Annotated in this window: 19 protein-coding genes, 1 tRNA gene and 1 pseudogene; 16 read left to right on the forward strand and 5 right to left on the reverse strand. The window is 64.9% G+C overall.

Features of this window, described 5'->3' with window-relative positions; all coding sequences use genetic code 11:
- Position 1 precedes the first annotated feature (1 nt).
- Positions 2-74 (reverse strand) — tRNA-Arg (locus tag AC50X7_RS16390).
- An 83-nt stretch (positions 75-157) separates the two neighbouring features.
- Here AC50X7_RS16390 and AC50X7_RS16395 point away from each other — a divergent pair.
- On the forward strand, positions 158-925 hold the full coding sequence (locus AC50X7_RS16395) for a DUF998 domain-containing protein (RefSeq protein ID WP_494979981.1): 768 nt from the start codon (positions 158-160) through the stop codon (positions 923-925).
- Positions 926-953: 28 nt separating this feature from the next.
- On the opposite strand, the gene AC50X7_RS16400 is transcribed toward AC50X7_RS16395, so the two are convergent.
- A complete protein-coding gene (locus AC50X7_RS16400) occupies positions 954-1586 on the reverse strand; it encodes a hypothetical protein (protein WP_494979982.1) in 633 nt (210 codons plus the stop codon).
- Between the two features lie 32 nt (positions 1587-1618).
- Between AC50X7_RS16400 and AC50X7_RS16405 the strand changes: the two genes are divergently transcribed.
- The 4 genes from AC50X7_RS16405 (at position 1619) to sucD (ending at position 7440) form a co-directional block, all read left to right on the forward strand.
- Complete coding sequence (locus AC50X7_RS16405) at positions 1619-2449, forward strand: inositol monophosphatase family protein (protein ID WP_494979983.1); 831 nt, start codon at positions 1619-1621, stop codon at positions 2447-2449.
- A gap of 76 nt (positions 2450-2525) precedes the next feature.
- Positions 2526-5024, forward strand: coding sequence for a DNA helicase PcrA (pcrA, locus tag AC50X7_RS16410; RefSeq protein WP_494979984.1), 2499 nt, complete (start codon positions 2526-2528; stop codon positions 5022-5024).
- 333 nt (positions 5025-5357) lie between these two features.
- Positions 5358-6527 (forward strand): ADP-forming succinate--CoA ligase subunit beta, encoded by a 1170-nt coding sequence (sucC, locus tag AC50X7_RS16415; RefSeq protein ID WP_494979985.1) that lies wholly within the window; start codon positions 5358-5360, stop codon positions 6525-6527.
- A gap of 10 nt (positions 6528-6537) precedes the next feature.
- Positions 6538-7440, forward strand: coding sequence for a succinate--CoA ligase subunit alpha (sucD, locus tag AC50X7_RS16420; protein ID WP_494979986.1), 903 nt, complete (start codon positions 6538-6540; stop codon positions 7438-7440).
- A gap of 135 nt (positions 7441-7575) precedes the next feature.
- Here sucD and AC50X7_RS16425 read toward each other — a convergent pair whose 3' ends face one another.
- From AC50X7_RS16425 to AC50X7_RS16435, 3 genes are all read right to left on the reverse strand, one after another.
- Positions 7576-8058 (reverse strand): SRPBCC family protein, encoded by a 483-nt coding sequence (locus AC50X7_RS16425; protein ID WP_494979987.1) that lies wholly within the window; start codon positions 8056-8058, stop codon positions 7576-7578.
- 16 nt (positions 8059-8074) lie between these two features.
- The gene (locus AC50X7_RS16430; RefSeq protein ID WP_494979988.1) at positions 8075-8416 is read right to left on the reverse strand and encodes an ArsR/SmtB family transcription factor; all 342 of its coding nucleotides are present in this window, start codon (positions 8414-8416) and stop codon (positions 8075-8077) included.
- Between the two features lie 183 nt (positions 8417-8599).
- On the reverse strand, positions 8600-9049 hold the full coding sequence (locus AC50X7_RS16435; protein ID WP_307096443.1) for a MarR family winged helix-turn-helix transcriptional regulator: 450 nt from the start codon (positions 9047-9049) through the stop codon (positions 8600-8602).
- A gap of 171 nt (positions 9050-9220) precedes the next feature.
- Between AC50X7_RS16435 and AC50X7_RS16440 the strand changes: the two genes are divergently transcribed.
- The 11 genes and pseudogenes from AC50X7_RS16440 to AC50X7_RS16490 all read left to right on the forward strand — a co-directional run.
- The gene (locus AC50X7_RS16440; protein ID WP_494979989.1) at positions 9221-10432 is read left to right on the forward strand and encodes an MFS transporter; all 1212 of its coding nucleotides are present in this window, start codon (positions 9221-9223) and stop codon (positions 10430-10432) included.
- Between the two features lie 56 nt (positions 10433-10488).
- The gene (locus AC50X7_RS16445) at positions 10489-11334 is read left to right on the forward strand and encodes an aldo/keto reductase (RefSeq protein WP_494979990.1); all 846 of its coding nucleotides are present in this window, start codon (positions 10489-10491) and stop codon (positions 11332-11334) included.
- A 238-nt stretch (positions 11335-11572) separates the two neighbouring features.
- Entirely contained in the window at positions 11573-11977 is a 405-nt protein-coding gene (locus AC50X7_RS16450; protein WP_494979991.1) for a tautomerase family protein, read from the forward strand.
- A gap of 202 nt (positions 11978-12179) precedes the next feature.
- Complete coding sequence (gene iolC, locus AC50X7_RS16455; protein ID WP_494979992.1) at positions 12180-13181, forward strand: 5-dehydro-2-deoxygluconokinase; 1002 nt, start codon at positions 12180-12182, stop codon at positions 13179-13181.
- Positions 13178-14119 carry a Cgl0159 family (beta/alpha)8-fold protein gene (locus AC50X7_RS16460; RefSeq protein WP_494979993.1) on the forward strand — a complete coding sequence of 314 codons (942 nt, stop codon included), beginning with the start codon at positions 13178-13180 and terminating at the stop codon, positions 14117-14119. Before iolC ends, AC50X7_RS16460 begins: the two co-directional genes overlap by 4 nt.
- A gap of 39 nt (positions 14120-14158) precedes the next feature.
- Positions 14159-16087, forward strand: a complete 1929-nt coding sequence (gene iolD, locus AC50X7_RS16465; protein WP_494980002.1) for a 3D-(3,5/4)-trihydroxycyclohexane-1,2-dione acylhydrolase (decyclizing) — start codon at positions 14159-14161, stop codon at positions 16085-16087.
- A gap of 42 nt (positions 16088-16129) precedes the next feature.
- Entirely contained in the window at positions 16130-17641 is a 1512-nt protein-coding gene (locus AC50X7_RS16470) for a CoA-acylating methylmalonate-semialdehyde dehydrogenase (protein ID WP_494979994.1), read from the forward strand.
- Positions 17642-17735: 94 nt separating this feature from the next.
- Positions 17736-18647, forward strand: coding sequence for a sugar phosphate isomerase/epimerase family protein (locus AC50X7_RS16475; RefSeq protein WP_494979995.1), 912 nt, complete (start codon positions 17736-17738; stop codon positions 18645-18647).
- Positions 18648-18682: 35 nt separating this feature from the next.
- Positions 18683-19696, forward strand: coding sequence for a Gfo/Idh/MocA family protein (locus AC50X7_RS16480; protein WP_494979996.1), 1014 nt, complete (start codon positions 18683-18685; stop codon positions 19694-19696).
- A gap of 33 nt (positions 19697-19729) precedes the next feature.
- A complete protein-coding gene (locus AC50X7_RS16485) occupies positions 19730-20602 on the forward strand; it encodes a sugar phosphate isomerase/epimerase family protein (protein WP_494979997.1) in 873 nt (290 codons plus the stop codon).
- A gap of 11 nt (positions 20603-20613) precedes the next feature.
- Positions 20614-21561 (forward strand): annotated as a pseudogene (locus AC50X7_RS16490) (MFS transporter); the annotation flags it as partial.
- Positions 21562-21705 lie beyond the last annotated feature (144 nt).

Raw genomic sequence — 21705 nt, forward strand, 5'->3', positions numbered from 1 at the left:
GTGCCCTCGATTGGAATCGAACCAACGACACCGGCTTTAGGAGAGCCGTGCTCTATCCACTGAGCTACGAGGGCGGGCGTCCGATGGATCGGCAGGGCCGGTCCGGCCGGACACGGATACAAGCATACAAGGTGCGGAGCCGTACTACGCTCAAGGCATGAGTTCAGCGCCGTCCACAGCCAGATCAATGGCGTTCATTCCGGACACCACTTCCACCCGGCAGTACATCGGGGCCTGGTCTGTGTTGAGCGTACTGCAGTATTTCGCGGCGGAGGCGGCAGTTATTGCCGCGTGGGCCGGACCACGCCCGTATGACCTGCGAACCGGCTACATCAGCGACCTGGGCGCCCTGAACTGCGGCATCTTTGATGGCCGGGAGGTCTGTTCCCCGCTGAACTGGCTGATGAACGCCTCGTTTGTGGTCCAGGGGCTGGGGATGTTGCTCGGCGCGCTGCTCCTGAGTTCCGGGCTGCTGCGGGTGGCTGCCATTGCCGGTGCCACTGTGCAGCCAGGCCGGCGGATGCCTTGGCTGGCCGCCGCCGCTGTGCGGGTGCTGACCGGGACGGCGGGAGCCGGAACTGTCATCGTTGGACTGGTACCCGAAGACGCCGGCTCCGGCTGGCACTATGCCGGCGCCGTCATGTACTTCATCGCCGGGGCAGCAGCCCTGCTGGTCCTGGGGATCCTCTGGCTGCGGAAAACCGCCATGGCCTGGCTCATCCTTGCCTGCGGCACCGTATCCACTGCCGCCCTGGTAACCGGCGGGCTGACCCGCATGGCCATACCGGAGCCGGGAACTTTGGAGCGGCTTATGGGCTACCCCATTACGGTGGGAATGGCCACCGCCGGGCTGGTCATCGCACAGCGGGTGCACCGGCACCGGAGGCAGGTCCGCGCCGCTGCAGCTGCCGGGCAGACGCTTTAGGCTTCACCGTCCCTAACCTTCCCCGTCTTTAGGCCTGAGCGTCTTTAGGCTTCCGCGCCCGCAGGAACACCGCAGCAGCCCCTGCCAGCAGGCTGAGGATCAGCAGTATCCAGCCGGCCACCGTGAGGCCTGAGGCCAAGGCGACCTGGCCGGCGTCGGGCGTTCCCGCTGCCAACATGCCGTCGATGGCCGCATTGCCCCAGAGCCGGACCACCACAAACAGCAGGGGGAACGCCCAGAGCGCCCAGCGCAGAGTCTTCCGTGCCACATTGGTCCCAATCAGCAGCAGCCACGTAAACCCGAAGATCAGCGGGAACAGGGTGCCGGCCGTTTTGTGGACGTAGTTGAGCTGGCCGCGCGCGTCGCCGTCCATGGCGGAGTGCAACTGGCTGACGTAGGCAGGATCAAACCCGCCGATCAGTGAATCCGGCATGGCAAACCCGCCGGAGAGCTGCCGCAGCTGGTCCAGGGTCAGCAGGTGCAGGTACCAGAACAGGAACAGGCTGGCCACCACGCCGGCGATCAGGATGAGATTGCCGTTGCTTTCGGCTTTCTGCGGCGTGCGCGCGGTGGTGGGATTGACCACCGGCGGGAGGTGGTGCTGCGGTACAACCGCCTTGGAGCCGTGCTTCTTGATCCGCTGGGCAGGGGTTTTGGCCATGCCACCATTATCCCGCCCCATAAACTGAAGCCATGACCATTGGCCGACACAGCGCTGTTGAACTTGACCCCTCCCTGGATGACTACCAGCTGGCGGCAGCCCTGGTCCGCGAAGCCGGGCAACTGGCGCTGCTGATGCGGATGGCTGGCCTGCAGTCCGAGCAGAAAACCTCAGTTTCCGACGTTGTGACCGCAGCTGACCACGCTGCAGAGGCATACGTCCTGGAGCAGCTGCAGCGCTGCCGGCCTGAAGACGGCATCGTGGGGGAGGAGGGCGCCTCGGTGCAGGGGACCAGCGGCCGCACCTGGGTCATCGATCCCGTGGACGGCACCTACAACTTCCTGCACGGCTCCACGTACTGGTGCTCGGCCATCGCTTTGAAGGACTCCTCAGATGTGATACTCGGTGCCATCTTCCAGCCGGAGGAGGACAAGCTCTGGCTCGGGGGCAGTGCGCATCCCGCCACCTTGAACGGTGAGCCGCTAACGGTGTTCCGCGACCACAGGGGTGCGCGGAACAGTACCGCCGTGGCCGAGCTTGGCGCGGCCACGTACATCCACCCCAGCTGGCTGATGGACCCACTCTGTGCAATGCCCTGGCACGCCGCTGCCACCTCAGCCGCCGCCCTGCGCATGCTTGGCTCGGGCTCCTGCGACCTCGCCCGGGTAGCCGACGGGCAGCTCGGATGCTGGTTCCAGCACAGCTGCCCGGAGTGGGACTGGCTGCCGGGCAAAGCAATTGTCCGTGCGGCCGGCGGGGCCGTGGACACCGTCCGCGTCAACGGCCTGGAGTGGTTCATGGCAGGAGGCACCACGGCGGTACGGGAGCTGCGTGCGGCACTGGAGTCCGGCTCAGTGGCCTAGAAAGTCCGGGTAATCCTAGCCACGTAATCCACAGGCGAAGTGGGTGTCGGCCCCAACGCCTAGACTTGTAGGCATCATGGATATGTTGTTTGACCCGTACTCTGACGGACCTTTCAAAGCCGCTCCCGCCGCCGCTGCCCGCACCAAATCGCCTTCGGAAGGCGTAGCTGCGGCTCCGGGAACGGGCGGCAGTGTCCGTGTGGACCGGGCTCCGGAAGGGCAGGGCCACCGAGGCCACCGCCTGGATGCCGCACAGCTCCTGGAGGGGTTGAACCCCCAGCAGGAGGAAGCAGTTAAGCACACTGGCCCCGCGCTGCTGATCGTGGCCGGCGCCGGGTCGGGTAAGACCCGGGTGCTCAGTAACAGGATTGCCTACCTCATTGCCACCGGTCGTGCCCACCACGGCGAAATCCTCGCCATCACCTTCACCAACAAGGCCGCCGCGGAAATGCGGGAACGTATTGAAGTGCTGGTGGGCGGCCGCGCGAAGATCATGTGGATTTCCACTTTCCACTCGTCCTGCGTCCGCATCCTGCGGCAGGAAGCCGCCAACGTAGGGCTGAAATCGAACTTCTCCATCTACGACTCCGCGGACTCCCTCCGGCTGGTCACGCAGGTGTCCAAGGCACTGGACCTGGATCCCAAGAAGTTTGCGCCCAAGGCCATCCAGCACAAGATCTCCGCATTGAAGAATGAACTCATCGATGCTGACTCGTACGCTTCCTCTGCGAACTACAACGACCCTTTCGACCAGGCGGTAGCCGAGGTTTTCAAGGGCTACACCCAGCGGCTGCGCCAGGCCAACGCCATGGACTTCGACGATCTCATCGCGGAGACCGTCTACATGTTCCGGGCCTTCCCGGCGCTCGCCGAGTCCTACCGCCGCCGGTTCCGGCATGTCCTGGTGGACGAATACCAGGACACCAACCACGCCCAGTACGCTTTGGTCCGCGAACTCGTGGGGGAAGGTCCCGGAGCATCCGAGCTCACAGTTGTGGGCGACTCGGACCAGTCCATTTACGCTTTCCGCGGCGCGGACATCCGGAACATCGTGGAGTTCGAAAAGGACTACCCCGAGGCGCGGACCATCAAACTGGAGCAAAACTACCGCTCCACGCAGAACATCCTGAGTGCGGCCAACTCCGTTATTTCGCGCAACCCCAACCGTCCCGAGAAACGGCTGTGGACGGCGGAAGGTGACGGCCACAAGATCGTCGGCTACGTCGGCGAGAACGAGCATGACGAGGCCCAGTTCATTGCCAAGGAAATTGACCGCCTCCAGGATGAGGACAACCTCCGTCCAGGGGATGTCGCCATCTTCTACCGCACCAACGCCCAGTCCCGCTCCATCGAAGACGTGCTGGTCCGGGTTGGCCTGCCGTACAAGGTGGTGGGCGGCACGCGCTTCTACGAACGCAAGGAGATCAAGGACGCCCTCGCCTACCTTCGTGTCCTGGTTAACCCGGACGACGACGTCAACCTCCGCCGGGTGCTCAACGAACCAAAGCGCGGCATCGGAGACCGGGCCGAAGGTGCCGTCGCAGCGCTGGCCCAGCGCGAACGGATTTCCTTTATGGCGGCCGCACGCCGCGCCGAGCAGGCCCCAGCCATGGCCACCCGCTCCGTCAACGCGGTCCTCGGTTTCGTAAAGCTTTTGGACGACCTCGCCGAGGTTGCGGCGGGTTCCGGTGCGGCGGCGGCCCTGGAAGCTGTCCTTGAACAGACCGGTTACTTGGCTACGCTCCGCTCCAGCACCGATCCGCAGGACGAGTCCCGGGTGGAGAACCTGGCTGAACTCGTGGCAGTGGTGCGCGAGTACGAACAAGAGAACCCCGAAGGAACGCTGGAGGCTTTCCTGGAACAGGTGTCCTTGGTGGCCGACGCCGACCAGATTCCCGATGCCCCGGGGGCGGACATTGATGCGGCCGTTGCAGAGGCGAAGCGGCTGGGCGTTGTCACGCTGATGACCCTGCACACGGCCAAGGGACTAGAATTCCCGGTGGTGTTCCTGACCGGCATGGAGCATGGACTGTTCCCGCACCAGCGGTCAGCCACCGACCCCAAGGAACTGGCCGAAGAACGCCGCCTCGCCTACGTGGGCCTCACCCGCGCACGCAAGCGGCTCTATGTCACCCGCTCGGAGGTCCGGAGCATGTGGGGGCAGAGCCAGTACAACCCTGCCAGCCAGTTCCTGGAGGAGATCCCCGCTGAGCTCCTGGAATGGAAACGCGAAGGAACCAGCCGGCAGTCAGGCGGCTGGGGCAGCGGATCCATCGGTTCCGGCCGTTACAGCGGGTCCTTCTGGGGCGCCGGAACAGCCCGCGGTGCCGCCGCTGACTCTTCGGCCGGCTTCAACGCAGACGTTCCCGCGATCGTCGCCCGGACCCGGGTGCAGCCGCAGAAGGAAATCGTCGCGGTCAGCGTGGGGGACAAGGTCAACCACACGAGTTTCGGCAACGGAACTGTCCTGGCGCTCGAGGGAGCCGGGGACAAGACCGTTGCCAAGGTGAAGTTCGACATCGGCGAAAAGCGGCTGTTGCTGCGATACGCCCCGCTGACCAAACTCGACGCGTAACCCGCGAATGCGGAGAAGGCTGTGTGGGCGTCACACAGTGGAAGCAAGATACGGCACCGGGGGGCAGACCCTGGAGGGGAACGGGCTGTGCTGGCCTCAAAAACCGCGGAATTCCGCGGTTTTTCTACGCTTCATAGAATAGTGTCCTTAATCACATAAGCGGTAGTCTTGGACGGGCCGGTCCCTCCAAAGGACTAGAGTTCCCAGTGGAGCATCACGCCGCGTGGCTCGTTTCCAACAGGCCGCCGGTGCGAGCAATTCCGCAGCCCGGTCATCGTCTTGGATGGTGTCCGACTGTACAGAAACTACTTCGACGTAGAAGGACACTAAACCGTGGACCTGTTTGAATACCAGGCGCGCGATATGTTCGAGGCGCACGGTGTACCCGTGCTTGCCGGCATCGTAGCGCACACCCCAGAAGAAGCTAAGGCAGCTGCCGAGAAGATCGGCGGCGTAACTGTTGTTAAAGCACAGGTCAAGGTTGGCGGCCGCGGCAAGGCCGGCGGCGTCAAGGTCGCAAAGTCCGCCGACGAGGCACTTGAGCACTCCACCAACATCCTGGGCATGGACATCAAGGGCCACACCGTCAACAAGGTGATGATCGCTCAGGGCGCCGATATTGCCGAGGAATACTACTTCTCCGTCCTCCTGGACCGGGCCAACCGCAACTACCTGGCCATGTGCTCGGTTGAAGGCGGCATGGAAATCGAACAGCTCGCCGTCGAACGCCCCGAGGCGCTCGCCAAGATCGCCATCGACCCCGCCGTGGGCATCGACCAGGCAAAGGCAGACGAAATCGTCGCTGCCGCAGGCTTCGCTGAGGAACTCCGTAGCAAGGTGGCCGCAGTGATCCTTAAGCTCTGGGACGTCTTCAAGAAGGAAGACGCCACCCTCGTTGAGGTCAACCCGCTCGTCAAGACTGGCGCCGGCGAAATCGTGGCACTGGACGGCAAGGTCACGCTGGACGAGAACGCCGAGTTCCGCCACGCCAAGCACGCCCTGCTCGAGGACAAGGACGCCGCAGATCCGCTCGAGGCCAAGGCCAAGGCGCAGGACCTGAACTACGTCAAGCTGGACGGCGAAGTGGGCATCATCGGCAACGGTGCAGGCCTGGTTATGTCCACCCTGGATGTTGTTGCCTACGCCGGCGAGAACCACGGCAACGTCAAGCCCGCCAACTTCCTGGACATCGGCGGTGGAGCATCCGCCGAGGTTATGGCCGCCGGCCTGGACGTCATCCTCGGCGACGAGCAGGTCAAGTCCGTCTTCGTGAACGTCTTCGGCGGCATCACCGCCTGTGACGCCGTCGCCAAGGGCATCGTTGGTGCACTGGCCGAGCTGGGCCACTCCGCGAACAAGCCGCTGGTAGTCCGCCTCGACGGCAACAACGTTGAGGAAGGCCGCCGCATCCTGGCCGAGGCGAACCACCCGCTGGTTACCCTGGCCGCAACCATGGACGAGGGCGCCGACAAGGCCGCCGAGCTCGCCAACGCAGCTAAGTAAGGGACGCACCATGTCTATCTATCTGAACAAGGACTCCAAGGTCATCGTCCAGGGCATCACCGGCGGCGAAGGCACCAAGCACACCGCCCTGATGCTGAAGGCCGGCACCAACATCGTCGGCGGCGTTAACGCCCGCAAGGCCGGCACCACGGTCCTGCACGGCGACAACGAAATCACCGTCTTCGGCACCGTCAAGGAAGCCATGGCCGAAACCGGCGCTGACGTCTCCATCGTCTTCGTGCCGCCGGCATTCACCAAGACCGCCGTGGTCGAAGCCATCGAAGCCGGGATCGGCTTGGTCGTTGTGATCACCGAAGGCGTCCCGGTCCAGGACTCCGCCGAGTTCTGGGCACTTGCCCAGGCCACGGTGGACGCGGACGGCAACCAGGTCACCCGGATCATAGGACCAAACTGCCCCGGCATCATCACCCCGGGCGAGGCACTGGTCGGCATTACGCCGAACAACATCACGGGCAAGGGCCCCATCGGACTGGTTTCCAAGTCCGGAACCCTGACCTACCAGATGATGTACGAGCTGCGCGATCTCGGCTTCTCCACCGCCATCGGCATCGGCGGCGACCCCGTCATCGGCACCACCCACATCGACGCCCTGGCCGCGTTCGAGGCTGACCCCGAGACCAAGGCGATCGTGATGATCGGCGAAATCGGTGGCGACGCCGAAGAGCGTGCAGCCGACTTCATCAAGGCCAACGTCACCAAGCCGGTTGTTGGCTACGTGGCCGGCTTCACCGCTCCCGAAGGCAAGACCATGGGCCACGCCGGCGCCATCGTCTCCGGCTCTGCGGGCACCGCCCAGGCCAAGAAGGAAGCCCTCGAAGCTGCAGGTGTAAAGGTCGGCAAGACGCCGTCTGAAACGGCCAAGCTGCTGCGCGAAGTTTTCGCGACGCTCTAGCACCAAAAGCGTAGACGCGGGGTCGCCTGCCGCCCTTCGGGACGGGAGGGCGGCCCCGCGTTTTCTGCTTAAGTACGACGCCGGTCCGGTCACCTTCCACAGGGAGGTGACCGGACCGGCGTCGGCTTCTGCGTTTTAGACCTTCGCGCCGCTAAGCAGCTCGTCCAGCCTTTCGTAGCCTTCGGTCATGCCGCCCTCCATGCCGGATTGCGCCATGCCGTCGCGGGCCTCCTGGCTGGGGTAGACAGAGTGGCCCTTGAGGCGGGTCCGGCCGTTGCCGAGGTCCTCGAACGTCATGAACTCCAGGCTGACCACATCCGGGTAGCCGCCGAACTCAAAGGTCTGGATAGCGAACTCGTTTTCGCGGACGGTATGGAAGACCCCGCTGAACTTATAGGCGACGCCGTCCGGCCCAGTGTGCAGGTAACTGTAGGTGCCCCCGGTGCGGAAGTCGTAGTGGTCGATGTCCATTTTCAGTCCCCGCGGGCCAAGCCACTGGACGATCAGGTCCGGTTCCTTGTGGGCACGGAACACGTCCGCGACCGGGAAGTCGAACTCGCGCTCGTAATCGATGAAGGGAAGGCCTTCCGGGACGCTGAGTTTCAGGGAATTGCTCACGATAACTCCTTGGAGGTTAGTCGCTGCCTGTGGCGTTTGATTGAAGCACGGCATCGAGGCGGCGGAACTGGCCTTCATGGACCAACCGGTACTGGTCGATCCATGCGGTCAGTGCCTCCAGCCGTGCGGGGTTCAGGTGCACGGGCCGGCGCTGGGCGTCCCTGGTCCGCGTGACCAGTTCCGCCTGCTCGAGTACCTGGATGTGTTTCGAGACCGCCTGCTTGGTGATCTCAAAGGGGTCAGCCAATTCATTGACAGTGGCCGGGCCCCGGCTGAGCCGGGCGATGATGAGGCGGCGCACAGGATCTGCCAAGGCCATGAAGGCCGAGTCCAGAGATGCGTCGTCAGAGGTTTTCATCGTTCCGCGCAGCCTTCCTGCTTAAAATCAACCGAATCATTGATCAACGATTTGGTTGATTACCAATCTATGCCTGGTGCTGCCTAGGGTCAAGAAGTCTTGTCCAAAGTATTGCCGCGTATGAGGTGTCGAGGAAAAATTCCTGGAAAACCCACGACGACGGCGCGCGGGGAAGCGCGGTGGTTAGACGCTCGCGCGCAACCCGGGGAGTGCCTCCACCAGCGCGGCCAGCTCGGGAACCGCCTGGGCCTCCGCCAGGGCGCGCTCCAGCGTGGCGTCGTGGACCGGCCGGACGTCGTCCAGGAGCGCCACGCCGCTGGTGGTGAGCTCGGTGTAGATCCCGCGGCGGTCATCCGCGCAGAGGATCCTCGTGAGCAGGCCGCGGTCCTCGAGCCGGTTGACCAGGCGGGTTGTAGCGCTGGCGCTGAGGGCAGTAGCGCGGGCCAGCTGCTGCATCCGCATGTGCCAGCCGTCCTGCCGGCTGAGCGCGTCCAGCACCGTGTACTCCACCACTGACAGCTGTGATTCGGCCTGGAGTGCGCGCTCCAGCTCGCCCTCGATCAACCCATGCAGCGCCGCGAGTGTGCGCCAACCCTGCGCACGGACCTCCACAGCGTCGTCCTTGATGCCCATTTCCCTACCCTCTTCCGGCGATGTCCCACGGCCCAGGAGGGCGCACATGGGACAGCGCCAATAATAGTTGCTTGCGCGGGATACTTGCGTATGCAACAATGAATAACGCGTCTGCAACTATTAGCCTACGCGTCCTATCTTCTCCCGTACAGTTTTCGAAGGAGCATTCCCATGCCCATTGGACTGATAGCCCTCGCCCTCGGCGGGTTCGGCATCGGACTCACCGAGTTTGTGATCATGGGCCTGCTGCCCGAGGTTGCCGCCGATTTCCAGGTCAGCGAGGCCACGGCGGGCTGGCTGATCTCCGGCTACGCCCTCGCCGTGGTTGTTGGCGCCCTGGGGCTGACCGCCGCCGTGACCCGCTTTGAGCGCAAGCCCGTCCTTGCGGTGCTGCTGGTGCTCTTCATCGCCGGCAACCTGATCTCGGCGATCGCCCCCGGCTACGGGATGATGATGGCCGGCCGCATCATTGCCGCCTTGGCCCATGGCGCGTTCTTCGGGATCGGCGCCGTGGTGGCTGCGGACATGGTGGCCCCCACCAAGAAAGCCGGTGCAATCGCCATCATGTTCACCGGGCTCACCGCAGCCAACGTTCTGGGCGTGCCCTTCGGCACCATGCTGGGACAGGCGGCAGGCTGGCGCTCCACGTTCTGGGCCATCACCGTCATCGGCGTCATTGCCCTGGCTGGAATCCTCGCCCTGGTGCCAAAAACCGGCCATGGGGACACCACCCCCGGCACCCTGCGCAGCGAACTGCAGGCCTTCCGCTCCGGCCAGGTATGGCTCTCCATCCTCGTCACCATCCTCGGCTACGGCGGCATGTTTGGTGCCTTCACTTACATCGCCTTCACACTCACCGAGGTCTCCGGGTTTGCAGCCTCCACCGTGCCGTGGCTGCTGATCGTCTTCGGTGTTGGCCTCTTCATCGGCAACACCATCGGCGGCAAGGCCGCGGACCGAAATGTGGACCGCACCCTTATTGTGGTGCTCGCCGTCCTGGTGGTTGTCCTCGTGGCCTTCGCCCTGACCGCTGGCAGCCAGGTGCTGACGATCGCCTCCATCGTCCTGATGGGCGGCTTCGGCTTCGCCACCGTCCCCGGCCTGCAGATGCGCGTGATGACATACGCGGCCGGCGCCCCCACCCTCGCCTCCGGCGCCAACATCGGCGCCTTCAACGTCGGCAACGCCCTCGGCGCCTGGCTCGGCGGCGTGACCATCACCGCCGGGCTCGGCTACACCTCACCCATCTGGGCCGGCGCCGGGATCACCCTGCTGGGACTGGCCGTGATGATCGTCGCCGCGGCCAACGCCAAGCGGACAGCCGCCCGGCAGGCAGCCGCCGGCGTGCACGCTGCCCCTGAGCCCGTGGCCGTCCACAACTAGACCCTCCGCCCCTAGACCGTTCGTCCTTGGACCACCACCCGAAACTGGAGAACCCCATGACTTCACCCTCGCTCGCCACGTCCACTCCCGCCCTCGCCCTTAACAACGGTGTGCAAATGCCGCAGCTCGGCTTCGGCGTCTTCCAGGTGTCCGACGACGACACCACTACCGCGGTCAGCCACGCCCTTGCAGCCGGTTACCGCAGTATCGACACCGCCGCCATCTACGGCAATGAGGCAGGGGCCGGCCGTGCCATTGCGGCGTCGGGGATCAATCGCGAGGATCTGTTCATCACCTCGAAGCTCTGGGTGGCAGACCTCGGCTTTGACGCCACGCTGGCCGCCTTCGACGCCAGCCTGGCCAAGCTGGGGCTGGACTACCTGGACCTGTACCTCATCCACTGGCCCGCGCCGGCCACCAGCAGCTACCTCGATTCCTGGCGTGCGCTGGAGCAGTTGCTGGCGGACGGCAAGGTCAGGGCCATCGGCGTCTCCAACTTCCTCCCCGAGCACCTGCAGGCAATTATCGGCCTGGGCGGCACCGTGCCGGCCGTCAACCAGATCGAGCTGCACCCCGCACTCCAGCAGCGGGACATTGCGGAATTCAACGCCGCCCACGGGATTGTCACGGAGGCCTGGAGCCCGCTCGCGCAGGGCGCCGGTCTGGCCGATCCGGCCGTGGCGGCCATTGCGGACGGGCACGGCGTCACACCCGCCCAGGCCATCCTGCGCTGGCACCTGCAGCAGGGGCGGGTTGTCATCCCCAAATCCGTGACCCCGCAGCGGATCCGCGAAAACCTGGACGTCTTTGGCTTTGAACTGACGACGGATGAGCTGGCCGTGATCGACGGCCTCGAGCGCGACGGGCGCACCGGCCCGCACCCGGCGCAGTTCAACGGCTGAGCATCTCCGGGTCCCCACGCCCGCCCGCGTTCCCGCATAACTGCATGACGGCTAAGTACGACGACGGACGGCCACCATCCCAGCGACGGTGGCCGTCCGTCGTCGTACTGTTTCCAGCTGTTCTCTGGCCCCTGCGCCAAGGTGCCGCCGCCGGGGCCTCGGGTGCCGCTGCGGCGACCATTGCGCGCCGTCCGGACACTTTGTTAGTATGTCAGGACAAAGCTTCTAGGAGATGGAAATGCCACTAGTGCGCATCGATGTTAATCAGGGACGCAGCGCAGAAGACCTGCGCCGCCTCAGCCGAGGGATCCACGACGCGATCCTCGCCGAATACAGAATCCCGGAGCGGGACTATTTCCATGTGCTCACGGAGCACCCTCCGGGGCAAATTGTTGCCCAGGATGCCGGGCTCGGATTCCAGCGCACGCCGGATGTGGTGATGATCCAGATCTTTACGCAGGGCGGGCGAAGCCGGGAGTCAAAGCAATCCCTCTTTGCGGCAATCGCGGGCCGCCTGGCGGAGTTGGATATCGCCGGTGAGGATGTTTTTATCGGCTACGTGGAGAACTCTGCTGATGACTGGTCCTTCGGCTTTGGGCGGGCCCAATATGTCACGGGTGAACTGGCCGTTCCCCGGAAGTAGGGCCTGCCGGGTTCCCGGTTGAGCCGCCTGGCGGGCGCAGATTGGCGGCCGTAAACCTTGTTGTAAGTATGTCAGTACAAACCTTTGACAGGACATGTTTTCTAGGGCAAAGTAGGGGTTGTGGCCCCGCTCACGGAGGTCCGAGCCGGAGCTCTAACTGCTCAAAGGTAAAGAGTTCTAACAAGAAAGGTCCGCGATTACCGTGACCCACGAACTGCTCACGATCGGGCGCATCAGCGTTGATATTTACCCGAACGACATTGGGGTGGACCTGGAGGACGTGACGTCCTTCGGCAAGTACCTTGGCGGATCGCCGTCGAACGTTGCCGTGGCCGCTGCCCGGCACGGCCGTCGGACCGGTGTGATCACCCGGACTGGCGATGATGCCTTCGGGACCTACCTGCACCGGGAATTGAAGAAGTTCAACGTGGACGATTCCTTTGTTACGCCGGTGAAGGAGTGGCCCACCGCCGTCACTTTCTGTGCGATCAAGCCGCCGGAGGACTTCCCGCTGTACTTCTACGGCCGGTTCCCCACGGCCCCGGACCTGCAGATCCAAGCGGATGAACTGGACCTGGATGCCATCCGGGACGCGCGGATCTTCTGGTCCACCGTGACCGGCCTGTGCCAGGAGCCCAGCCGCGAAGCCCACATCAAGGCCCACGAAGCACGCCCGCACTCGGGCCTGCAAGAGGGCCAGTACACCATCCTTGACCTGGACTACCGGCCCATGTTTTGGGCCTCGGAGGAAGAGGCCCGGGCCCAGGTGGCTAAGATTCTGCCGCATGTGACCGTGGCCATCGGCAACGACAAGGAATGCGCCGTGGCCGTGGGCGAGGGGACCCCGGACGAGCAGGCGGACCGCCTGCTGGCGGCGGGCGTGGAGATCGCCGTCGTGAAGCTCGGCCCGGAGGGCGTGATGGCCAAGACCCGCACGGAGCGTGTGGTGTCCGCCCCGGTTCCGGTCGAGACCGTCAACGGCCTTGGCGCCGGGGACTCCTTCGGCGGAGCGTTCTGCCACGGACTGCTGTCCGGCTGGCCGCTGGCCCAGGTCCTGGACTACGCCAACGCCGCCGGCGCGATCGTCGCCTCCCGCCTGTCCTGCGCCGATGCGATGCCGACGCCGGACGAGGTCACCTCTCTGCTCGCGGAACGCGGCCGCCTGGTTCCGGGCCAGTTCGCCATCGAAGGAGCAGCACTGTGAGTATCAACCTCGGCACTGCCACCGTCGACGTGGATAATGATCCGCGCCGATACGCGCACCTGAGCACCATCCGCCTGGAGGATCCGGATGCTGTTGCCCGTGCCGCCAAGGCGCGGCGCCGCCATCCCGGCCTGAAGTACGGCCGGCAGAACTTCATCGTCGCGGCGGACCATCCTGCCCGCGGTGCCCTCGCGGTTGGTTCGGATCCGGTGGCGATGGCGGACCGCCGCCAGTTGCTGGACCGGCTGCAGATCGCGCTTGCCAACCCGGATGTGGACGGTGTGCTCGCCTCGCCGGACATCATGGATGACCTGCTGCTGCTCGGTGCGCTGGAGGGCAAACTGATTTTTGGGTCGATGAACCGTGGCGGGTTGTCCGGCCTGGTCAACGAATTCGATGACCGGTTCACCGGCCACACCGCCGCGGCGCTGGAAGCGCTCGGGGCCGACGGAGGAAAAATGCTGACCCGCATCTGCCTCGGTGACCCGGACACGGTGTCCCTGCTGGAAGCCACGGCCAAGGCCATCGACTCCCTGGCTGAGCGCAAGCTGATCGCCATGGTTGAGCCCTTCTTATCGGTGCGGACCAACGGCAAGGTCCGGAATGACCTCTCCACCGACGCGGTGATCAAGTCAATCGCCATCGCCGAGGGCCTGGGCTCCACCAGTGCCTACACCTGGATGAAGCTGCCCGTCGTCGCTGAGATGGAACGGGTCATGGCCGCCACCACGATGCCCACCGTGCTGCTGGGCGGGGACCCCGACGGCACCCAGGACGAAGTCTTCGCCAGCTGGGAAGCCGCCCTGGCGCTGCCCGGCGTGCAGGGCCTCACGGTGGGGCGCACCCTGTTGTATCCGGCGGACGGTGATGTTGCCGGCGCGGTGGCCACCGCCGCCTCCCTCCTTAACCACACCGCATCAGCAGAAGTATCGGAGTAACTTTCCATGGGGACGAGAACAGCAACCGGAACCCGCCGGATGACCGTGGCCCAGGCCGTGGTCGAGTACCTTTCCAAGCAGTACACGGTGGATTTTGTCGGCGGGGTGGACTTTCGTGAACGCCTCATTCCGGGCACCTTCGGTATCTTCGGGCACGGCAACGTGGCCGGCGTCGGGCAGGCCCTCAAGCAGTACCAGCAGCTTGACCCGGCGATCATGCCGTACTACCAAGGCCGGAACGAGCAGGCCCAGGCGCACCAGGCAGTGGGGTATGCCCGGCACACCCGGCGGCGCCAGACCTTCGCGATCAGCACCTCGATCGGGCCGGGTTCCTCCAACTTACTCACCGGTGCGGCGCTGGCCACAACTAACCGTTTGCCCGTACTGCTGCTACCGAGTGACACGTTCGCCACCCGCGCCGCGGACCCGGTCCTGCAGCAGCTTGAGCAGCCCTACGCGTACGACATCACTGTCAATGACGCGTTCCGGCCGCTGTCGAAGTTCTTTGACCGGGTCTCCCGGCCGGAGCAGCTGTTCTCCGCGTTCCACCACGGCCTGCGGGTTCTCACGGACCCGGCCGAGACCGGAGCCGTCACGATTTCACTGCCGCAGGATGTCCAAGCCGAGGCCTTCGACGTGCCCGAGGAGTTCCTGGCCGAGCGTGAGTGGCGGATCCGCCGCCCGGATGCCGACGATGAGGACATCGCACGCGCCGCCGCGGCCATACGTGCCGCGAAACGTCCGATGATCATCGCCGGCGGCGGCGTGCTGTACGCCTACGCCAACGACGAACTGGCTGCCTTCGCCGAGTTGACGGGGATCCCGGTGGGCAACACCCAGGCGGGCGTCGGTGTCCTGCCCTGGGACCACCCGTTCTCCCTCGGCGCGATCGGGTCCACGGGCACGACGGCGGCGAACGCCATCGCTGCGGAGGCGGACCTGATCATCGGGATCGGCACCCGGTACGAGGACTTCACCACCGCGTCGCGGACCGCGTTCCAGAACCCGGACGTAAAGTTCATCAACATCAACGTCGCGGCGATCGATGCGTACAAGCACGGCACCACGCTGCCGATCGTGGCCGATGCCCGCAAGGCCCTGGCGAAGCTCAACCATGCGCTCGGCGGTTACCGTGTCGGCGCGGACCTCGAAGCGAGCATTGAGGAAGAGAAGGCACGTTGGGACGCCACGGTCGATCAGGCGTTCGATACCCGGCACACGCCGCTGCCGGCGCAGAACGAGATCATCGGCGCCACCTCCCGTGCCATGGACGCGCCCGACGTGGTCATCTGCGCCGCGGGATCGCTGCCCGGAGACCTGCACAAGATGTGGCGGGTCCGGGACCCGTTCGGTTACCACGTGGAATACGCGTACTCCTGTATGGGCTACGAGATTCCCGGCGGCCTTGGCGTCAAACGCGCAGCCCTGGCCGAAGCCGCCCGCGGCGGCACCCAGCGGGACGTCGTTGTGATGGTGGGGGACGGCTCCTACCTGATGATGCACACGGAACTGGTCACCGCCGTCGCCGAACGCATCAAGCTGATCGTGGTCCTGATTCAGAACCACGGCTACGCCTCCATCGGCTCGCTCTCCGAGTCCCTCGGCTCCCAGCGGTTCGGCACCCAGTACCGTGCCCTGGACGAGGCCCGGCACAGCTTCGACGAAGGCGAAACCCTCCCCGTGGACCTGGCCCTGAACGCCGAGTCCCTCGGTGTCAAAGTGGTCCGGATCGAACCGGGGGAGAAGGTCATCGCCGAACTCGAACAGGCCATCCGGGACGCGAAGGCAGCGCCCGAACGCAGTGGGCCCATCCTGATCCACGTCGAATCCGACCCGCTGCTGGACGCCCCGAGCTCCGAATCGTGGTGGGACGTTCCCGTCTCCCAGGTCTCTGACCTCGATTCCACGAAGCAGGCCTTCCAGACCTACACCGACCACAAGTCCCGCCAGCGCAAGCTGCTGGGCTAACCCCCTCTTTTCATCCCCTTCGACTACTCAAGGAAGAGTCCCATGACTGTCACAACCGAGGCCACCACCATCAACCATTTCATCAACGGTGCCGAGACCACCGGTGAGGGAACCCGCACACAGCCTGTGTACAACCCGGCCACCGGCCAGGTCAGCGCGGAACTTCGCCTGGCTAACCGGGCGGACCTGGACGCGGCCGTCGCGGCGGCCCGTAAAGCCGCGGATTCCTGGGGTGATGTCTCGCTGGCCAAGCGCACCGCGGTGCTGTTCAAGTTCCGCGAGCTCGTGGCCGCCCACGTGGACGACCTCGCCGCCCTGATCACCGCCGAGCACGGCAAAGTCCTCTCCGATGCGAAGGGCGAGATCGGCCGCGGCCTGGAAGTTATTGAGTTCGCCTGCGGGATCCCGTCCCTGGTCAAGGGTGACTACTCGGACCAGGTCTCTACCGGCATCGACGTCTTCTCCTTCCGCGAACCCCTTGGTGTGGTTGCCGGGATTACCCCGTTCAACTTCCCGGTGATGGTGCCTTTGTGGATGGCGCCGATGGCGATCGCTACCGGCAACGCGTTTATCCTCAAGCCCTCCGAACGGGACCCGTCGGCCTCGATGCTGCTGGCGAAGCTGTGGAAGCAGGCGGGCCTGCCGGACGGCGTGTTCCAGGTCCTGCACGGGGACAAGGAGACCGTTGACGGGCTGCTGACCCACCCGGATGTGGACGGCATCTCCTTCGTCGGGTCAACCCCGATCGCGCAGTACGTCCACGAGACCGCGACCAGGCACGGCAAACGGGTCCAGGCCCTGGGCGGGGCGAAGAACCATGCCATCGTGATGCCCGATGCGGACCTGGACAACGCCGCGGACCACTTGGCAGCTGCCGCGTTCGGCTCCGCCGGGGAACGCTGCATGGCGATCTCCGTCGCCGTCGCCGTCGGGGACGCCGCGGACCTGATCGTCAAAAAAGTCGAAGAGCGTGCCCTGGCCGTGAAGGTCAACAACGGCACCGCACCCGACGCCGAAATGGGCCCGGTCATCACCCCGGCGTCCAAGGAACGCATCGTCAGGATCGTCACCGAAGCCGAAACGGCCGGCGCGGCCATGGTGGTGGACGGCCGCGACCTCGTGGTCCCGGGCCATGAGGACGGCTTCTGGGTGGGCCCCACCGTGATCGACCACGTCAAGACCGGAATGACCGCGTACACCGAGGAAATCTTCGGACCCGTCCTCGTCGTCGTCCGCGTCGACAGCCTTGAAGACGGCATCGCCCTGATCAACGCCAACCCGTACGGGAACGGCACCGCCATCTTCACCTCCTCCGGCGCGAACGCCCGGAAGTTCCAGCGCTCCGTGACCGTGGGAATGATCGGCATCAACGTACCCCTGCCAGTGCCCGTGGCCTACCACTCCTTCGGCGGCTGGAAAGCCTCCCTCTTCGGCGACAAGCACATCTACGGCCCTGAAGGCGTCTCCTTCTACACCCGCGGCAAAGTCATCACCTCCCGCTGGCCCGAACCTACCCACGCCTCGGGTGCCTCCTACAACTTCCCCTCCAACTGACCCCCGCCCCACTTACGACCATCGACTGCTCCGTAACGGCCGTTTTGAGCGTCCAAAAGGGCCCTTGCGGAGCAATCGATGAGAAGGAATGGCAATGACTGAGAACAAGCTGATCATCGGCACCGCCCCTGACTCCTGGGGCGTCTGGTTCGCGGATGACCCCCAGCAGACCCCGTGGGAGCGCTTCCTCGACGAAGTGGCCGAATCCGGCTACAAGTGGATCGAACTGGGCCCCTACGGCTACCTGCCGAATGACCCCACCCGGCTGGCCGAGGAGCTCAAGGCCCGTGACCTGCAAGTCACCGCGGGAACCGTGTTCACCGCGTTCCACCGCGGACTGGACCAGTGGGAGACCGCCTGGGAGCCTGCCCGCAAGGTAGCCGAGCTCACCGCGGCCATGAGCGGCGAGCACATTGTGGTCATCCCTGCCATGTGGCGGGATGACGTCACTGGCGAAGCCGTCGAAAGCGGCCAGCTGACGGAGAAGGCCTGGGACGACCTGTTCGCTGGCCACAACCGCCTGGGCAAGACCCTCCTGGAGGACTTTGGCCTGAAGCAGCAGTTCCACTCCCACGCCGATTCGCACGTCGGAGCGCAGAAGGACATCGAAACACTGCTGGCTGCCACGGACCCCACGTATCTGAACCTGTGCCTGGACACCGGGCACGCCGAATACTGCGGCGCCTCCAGCCTCGAGCTGATCAAGAACTACCCGGACCGCATCGGCTACCTGCACCTGAAGCAGATCAACCCGGAAATCCTGAAGAAGGTCAACGAGGAAAACATGACCTGGGCCGCGGCCAACCTGGCCGGAGTCATGACCGAGCCGCCGAACGGGCTGCCGGACCTGCGCGCCGTGATCGAAGCCGTAGAGGCACTGAACCGCCCCATCTTCGGAATTGTGGAGCAGGATATGTACCCGGTAGCGTTCGACGTTCCCATGCCGATTGCCAAGCGCACCCGCAACTTCCTGCTCTCCTGCGGTTCCCGCACAGCCGTCAACTGACGCCGCCCAGGCACACCAAACATAAGGAATGAACCATGACTGAAACCCTTCGCGTCGCCGTCATCGGCGCCGGCCGCATGGGCGCCGACCACATCCAGCGCCTCAACAGCCGCATTCACGGCGCTGAAGTTGCCGCCGTCGTCGACGTTGACCTGGCCCGCGCGCAGGCCGCCATTGAAGGCATCGCCGGCGCCGTTGCCCTGGCCGACGCCGAGGAATCCCTCAACAACGGCGACGTCAACGCCGTCCTCATCGCCACGCCAGGCTTCCTGCACGAGGACATCCTCTACAAGGCCCTGGCGAAGGACATCCCTATTCTCTGTGAAAAGCCGCTCACCCCGGACGCCGAGAGCGCGTGGAAGATTGTCCAGGCCGAAACCGCGCTTGGCCACAAACGCATCCAGGTAGGCTTCATGCGCCGATTCGACGCGGAATACGCCGCTCTCGGCTCCGTGATCCGCGACGGCGAACTCGGAGAGCTGCTGATGCTCCACCACCAGCATCGCAACCCCACTACCCCGGCCGGCTTCACCAACGAGATGTTGATCAACGACTCGGTAGTCCACGAGTTCGACGCCATCCGCTACTTCACCGGCGAGGAAATCACCAGCGTCCAGGTCCGTCTCGGCAAGGCCACCAAAAACGCACCTTCGGGACAGCATGATCCGCAGCATGTCCTCCTGGAGACCGAATCAGGCGTCCTGGCCGACGTCGAGATCTATGTCAACGCCAAGTTCGGCTACGAAGTGGCCACCCAGGCCTCCTTCGAGGACGGCATCGTCAACATCGGCGGCGATGGCGGACCGTACGTCCGCACCGCAGGCCGCTGGGGCGGCAAGGTCACTCCCGGCTTCGAAGAGCGGTTTGGGGCCGCGTATGACGTCGAAATCCAGTCATGGGTGGACGCCGCCCGCCGCGGCGAAATCGGCGGTCCCACCGCTTGGGACGGGTACGCCACCGCAGCCTGCTGCGAGGCCGGCGTCGAGGCACAGAAGTCCGGCGAAAAGGTCAAGGTCCGGCTCAACACCAAGCCTGACCTGTACAACTAAACGCCCTCAACTGACCCATAACGGAGTGCCCACGTGAAAATTGCCCTTGACCCCACCCCGTACCATCACAGCCACAGCCTGCTGGAATTCCCGCGCGTGGCAGCTGACCTGGGTTACAAATACCTGCAACTGACGCCGCACGCGGACATGATCCCCTTCTACAACCACCCCAAGGCCGACGACGAGCTCGTGGCACAGATGAACAAGGCCTGCGTGGACGCCGGCGTCGAAATCGCCTCGGTACTGCCGGTCCTGCGCTGGTCCGGACCGGACGAGGACGCCCGCGAAGCAGCCGTCCGTTACTGGAAGCGCGCCATCCAGATCACGGTGGACCTGGGCGTCAGCACCATGAACACCGAATTCAGCGGCCGCCCCGAAAAGGCCGAAGAATCCGAACGTGCCTTCTACCGCTCCATGGAGGAGCTGCTCCCGATCATCGAGCGCGAGGGGCTGGATGTCCTGATCGACCCGCACCCGGATGACTTTGTCGAAGACGGACTCGCCGCCATCCGTGTGATCCGCGGCGTCAACTCGCCCAACATCGGCATGGTCTACGTGGCCTCGCATTCCTTCCACATGGGCAACAAGCCCCTGGACATCATGCGGGCAGCCGGAGACAAGCTCCGGCTGGTCCACGTCTCGGACACGATGGACCACCACGCCTCCCACGGCCTGCGCTACATCACCAACCCGCCCGGCAACGCCGTCCGCGTGCACCAGCACCTGAAAATAGGCGACGGCGACGTCAACTGGGATGAGTTCTTCGGCGGACTCAAGGAAATCGGCTTCCTGGACAAGGACAACACCGTGATGGTGTCCAGCGTCTTCGCCGAGGACGAGAGCGCCGACGACGTGTCCCGCTATCAGTTGGAGACGATGCGCGAGTACGTCGAAAAGGCCAACTAGTGGCGGCTGGGATGGAAGAAAGCAAGGGAACCCTGACGAAATCCGCCGATGTCCAGGCCGTTGTCCCTGACGCTGGCGGGGCCACCGGACCGTCCAAACCGGCCAACCCGAAGAAGTTCATGCGGAAGGTGGCGCTTTTCTCCACCTTCGGCGGCTTGCTGTTTGGCTACGACACCGGCGTGATCAACGGCGCCCTGCCGTTTATGCAGCGGGACCTTGGGCTGACGCCCCTGACTGAAGGGCTCGTCACCTCCACGCTCCTGTTCGGTGCAGCCTTCGGTGCCATCAGCGCGGGCCGGCTCTCGGACCGTTTCGGCAGGCGCAGGACCATCATGGGGCTGGCGCTGATCTTCGTGGTGGCCACCATCGCGTGCACCCTTTCGCCAAGCACTGAACTGCTCATAGCTGCCCGGACCCTGCTGGGCCTGGCCGTGGGCGGCGCGTCCGTGATTGTGCCGGTGTACCTCGCCGAAATGTCGCCGGCGGCCCAACGCGGCCGCATCGTCACGCAAAACGAACTGATGATCGTCACAGGCCAGTTCCTGGCCTTCACCTTCAACGCCGTACTGGGCAACCTCTTCCCCGAAGAAACACACGTCTGGCGCTGGATGCTGGTGATCGCGACGCTCCCAGCCGTCATCCTGTGGTTCGGCATGCTGGTCCTGCCGGAGAGCCCGCGCTGGCTGGCGTCGGCCGGCCGCTTCGGGGCCGTCCTTGAGGTGCTCCGCTCCACCCGCGCCGCCGGCGACGTCTCATCGGAGTTCGACGAGGTGCGGCAGGCGGCCCGCGAGGATTACCAGGCAAAGATGGGCACGTTCAAGGACCTCACCGTTCCGTGGATCCGGAGGATCTTCGTTGTGGGCCTGGGCATGGCCATCATCAACCAGATCAGCGGCGTCAACGCCATCATGTACTACGGGACGTCCATCCTGTCCTCGTCCGGTTTTGGGGGGGGGGGGGGGGGGGGGGGGGAAGGGGGGGGGGGAAGGAGCAGGAAGGAGCAGGCCTACGGCGCTGCAGGCGCAACTGCATCATGCACGTGGACATGGACGCCTTTTTCGTAACCGTGGAACTGCGCACGAGGCCCGAGCTCAGGGGCAGGC

The sequence above is a fragment of the Pseudarthrobacter sp. Hb11 genome, assembly GCF_059383655.1.

Bases quoted from the DNA above. Each gene is read 5' to 3' on its own strand.
- AC50X7_RS16450 (WP_494979991.1), top strand. From the start codon at position 11,573: ATGCCACTAGTGCGCATCGATGTTAATCAGGGACGCAGCGCAGAAGAC.
- pcrA (WP_494979984.1), top strand. From the start codon at position 2,526: ATGGATATGTTGTTTGACCCGTACTCTGACGGACCTTTCAAAGCCGCT.
- AC50X7_RS16395 (WP_494979981.1), top strand. From the start codon at position 158: ATGAGTTCAGCGCCGTCCACAGCCAGATCAATGGCGTTCATTCCGGAC.
- AC50X7_RS16430 (WP_494979988.1), bottom strand. From the start codon at position 8,416: ATGAAAACCTCTGACGACGCATCTCTGGACTCGGCCTTCATGGCCTTG.
- AC50X7_RS16405 (WP_494979983.1), top strand. From the start codon at position 1,619: ATGACCATTGGCCGACACAGCGCTGTTGAACTTGACCCCTCCCTGGAT.
- sucD (WP_494979986.1), top strand. From the start codon at position 6,538: ATGTCTATCTATCTGAACAAGGACTCCAAGGTCATCGTCCAGGGCATC.
- AC50X7_RS16475 (WP_494979995.1), top strand. From the start codon at position 17,736: ATGACTGAGAACAAGCTGATCATCGGCACCGCCCCTGACTCCTGGGGC.
- AC50X7_RS16480 (WP_494979996.1), top strand. From the start codon at position 18,683: ATGACTGAAACCCTTCGCGTCGCCGTCATCGGCGCCGGCCGCATGGGC.
- AC50X7_RS16440 (WP_494979989.1), top strand. From the start codon at position 9,221: ATGCCCATTGGACTGATAGCCCTCGCCCTCGGCGGGTTCGGCATCGGA.
- iolD (WP_494980002.1), top strand. From the start codon at position 14,159: ATGACCGTGGCCCAGGCCGTGGTCGAGTACCTTTCCAAGCAGTACACG.
- AC50X7_RS16445 (WP_494979990.1), top strand. From the start codon at position 10,489: ATGACTTCACCCTCGCTCGCCACGTCCACTCCCGCCCTCGCCCTTAAC.
- AC50X7_RS16400 (WP_494979982.1), bottom strand. From the start codon at position 1,586: ATGGCCAAAACCCCTGCCCAGCGGATCAAGAAGCACGGCTCCAAGGCG.
- AC50X7_RS16470 (WP_494979994.1), top strand. From the start codon at position 16,130: ATGACTGTCACAACCGAGGCCACCACCATCAACCATTTCATCAACGGT.
- AC50X7_RS16435 (WP_307096443.1), bottom strand. From the start codon at position 9,049: ATGGGCATCAAGGACGACGCTGTGGAGGTCCGTGCGCAGGGTTGGCGC.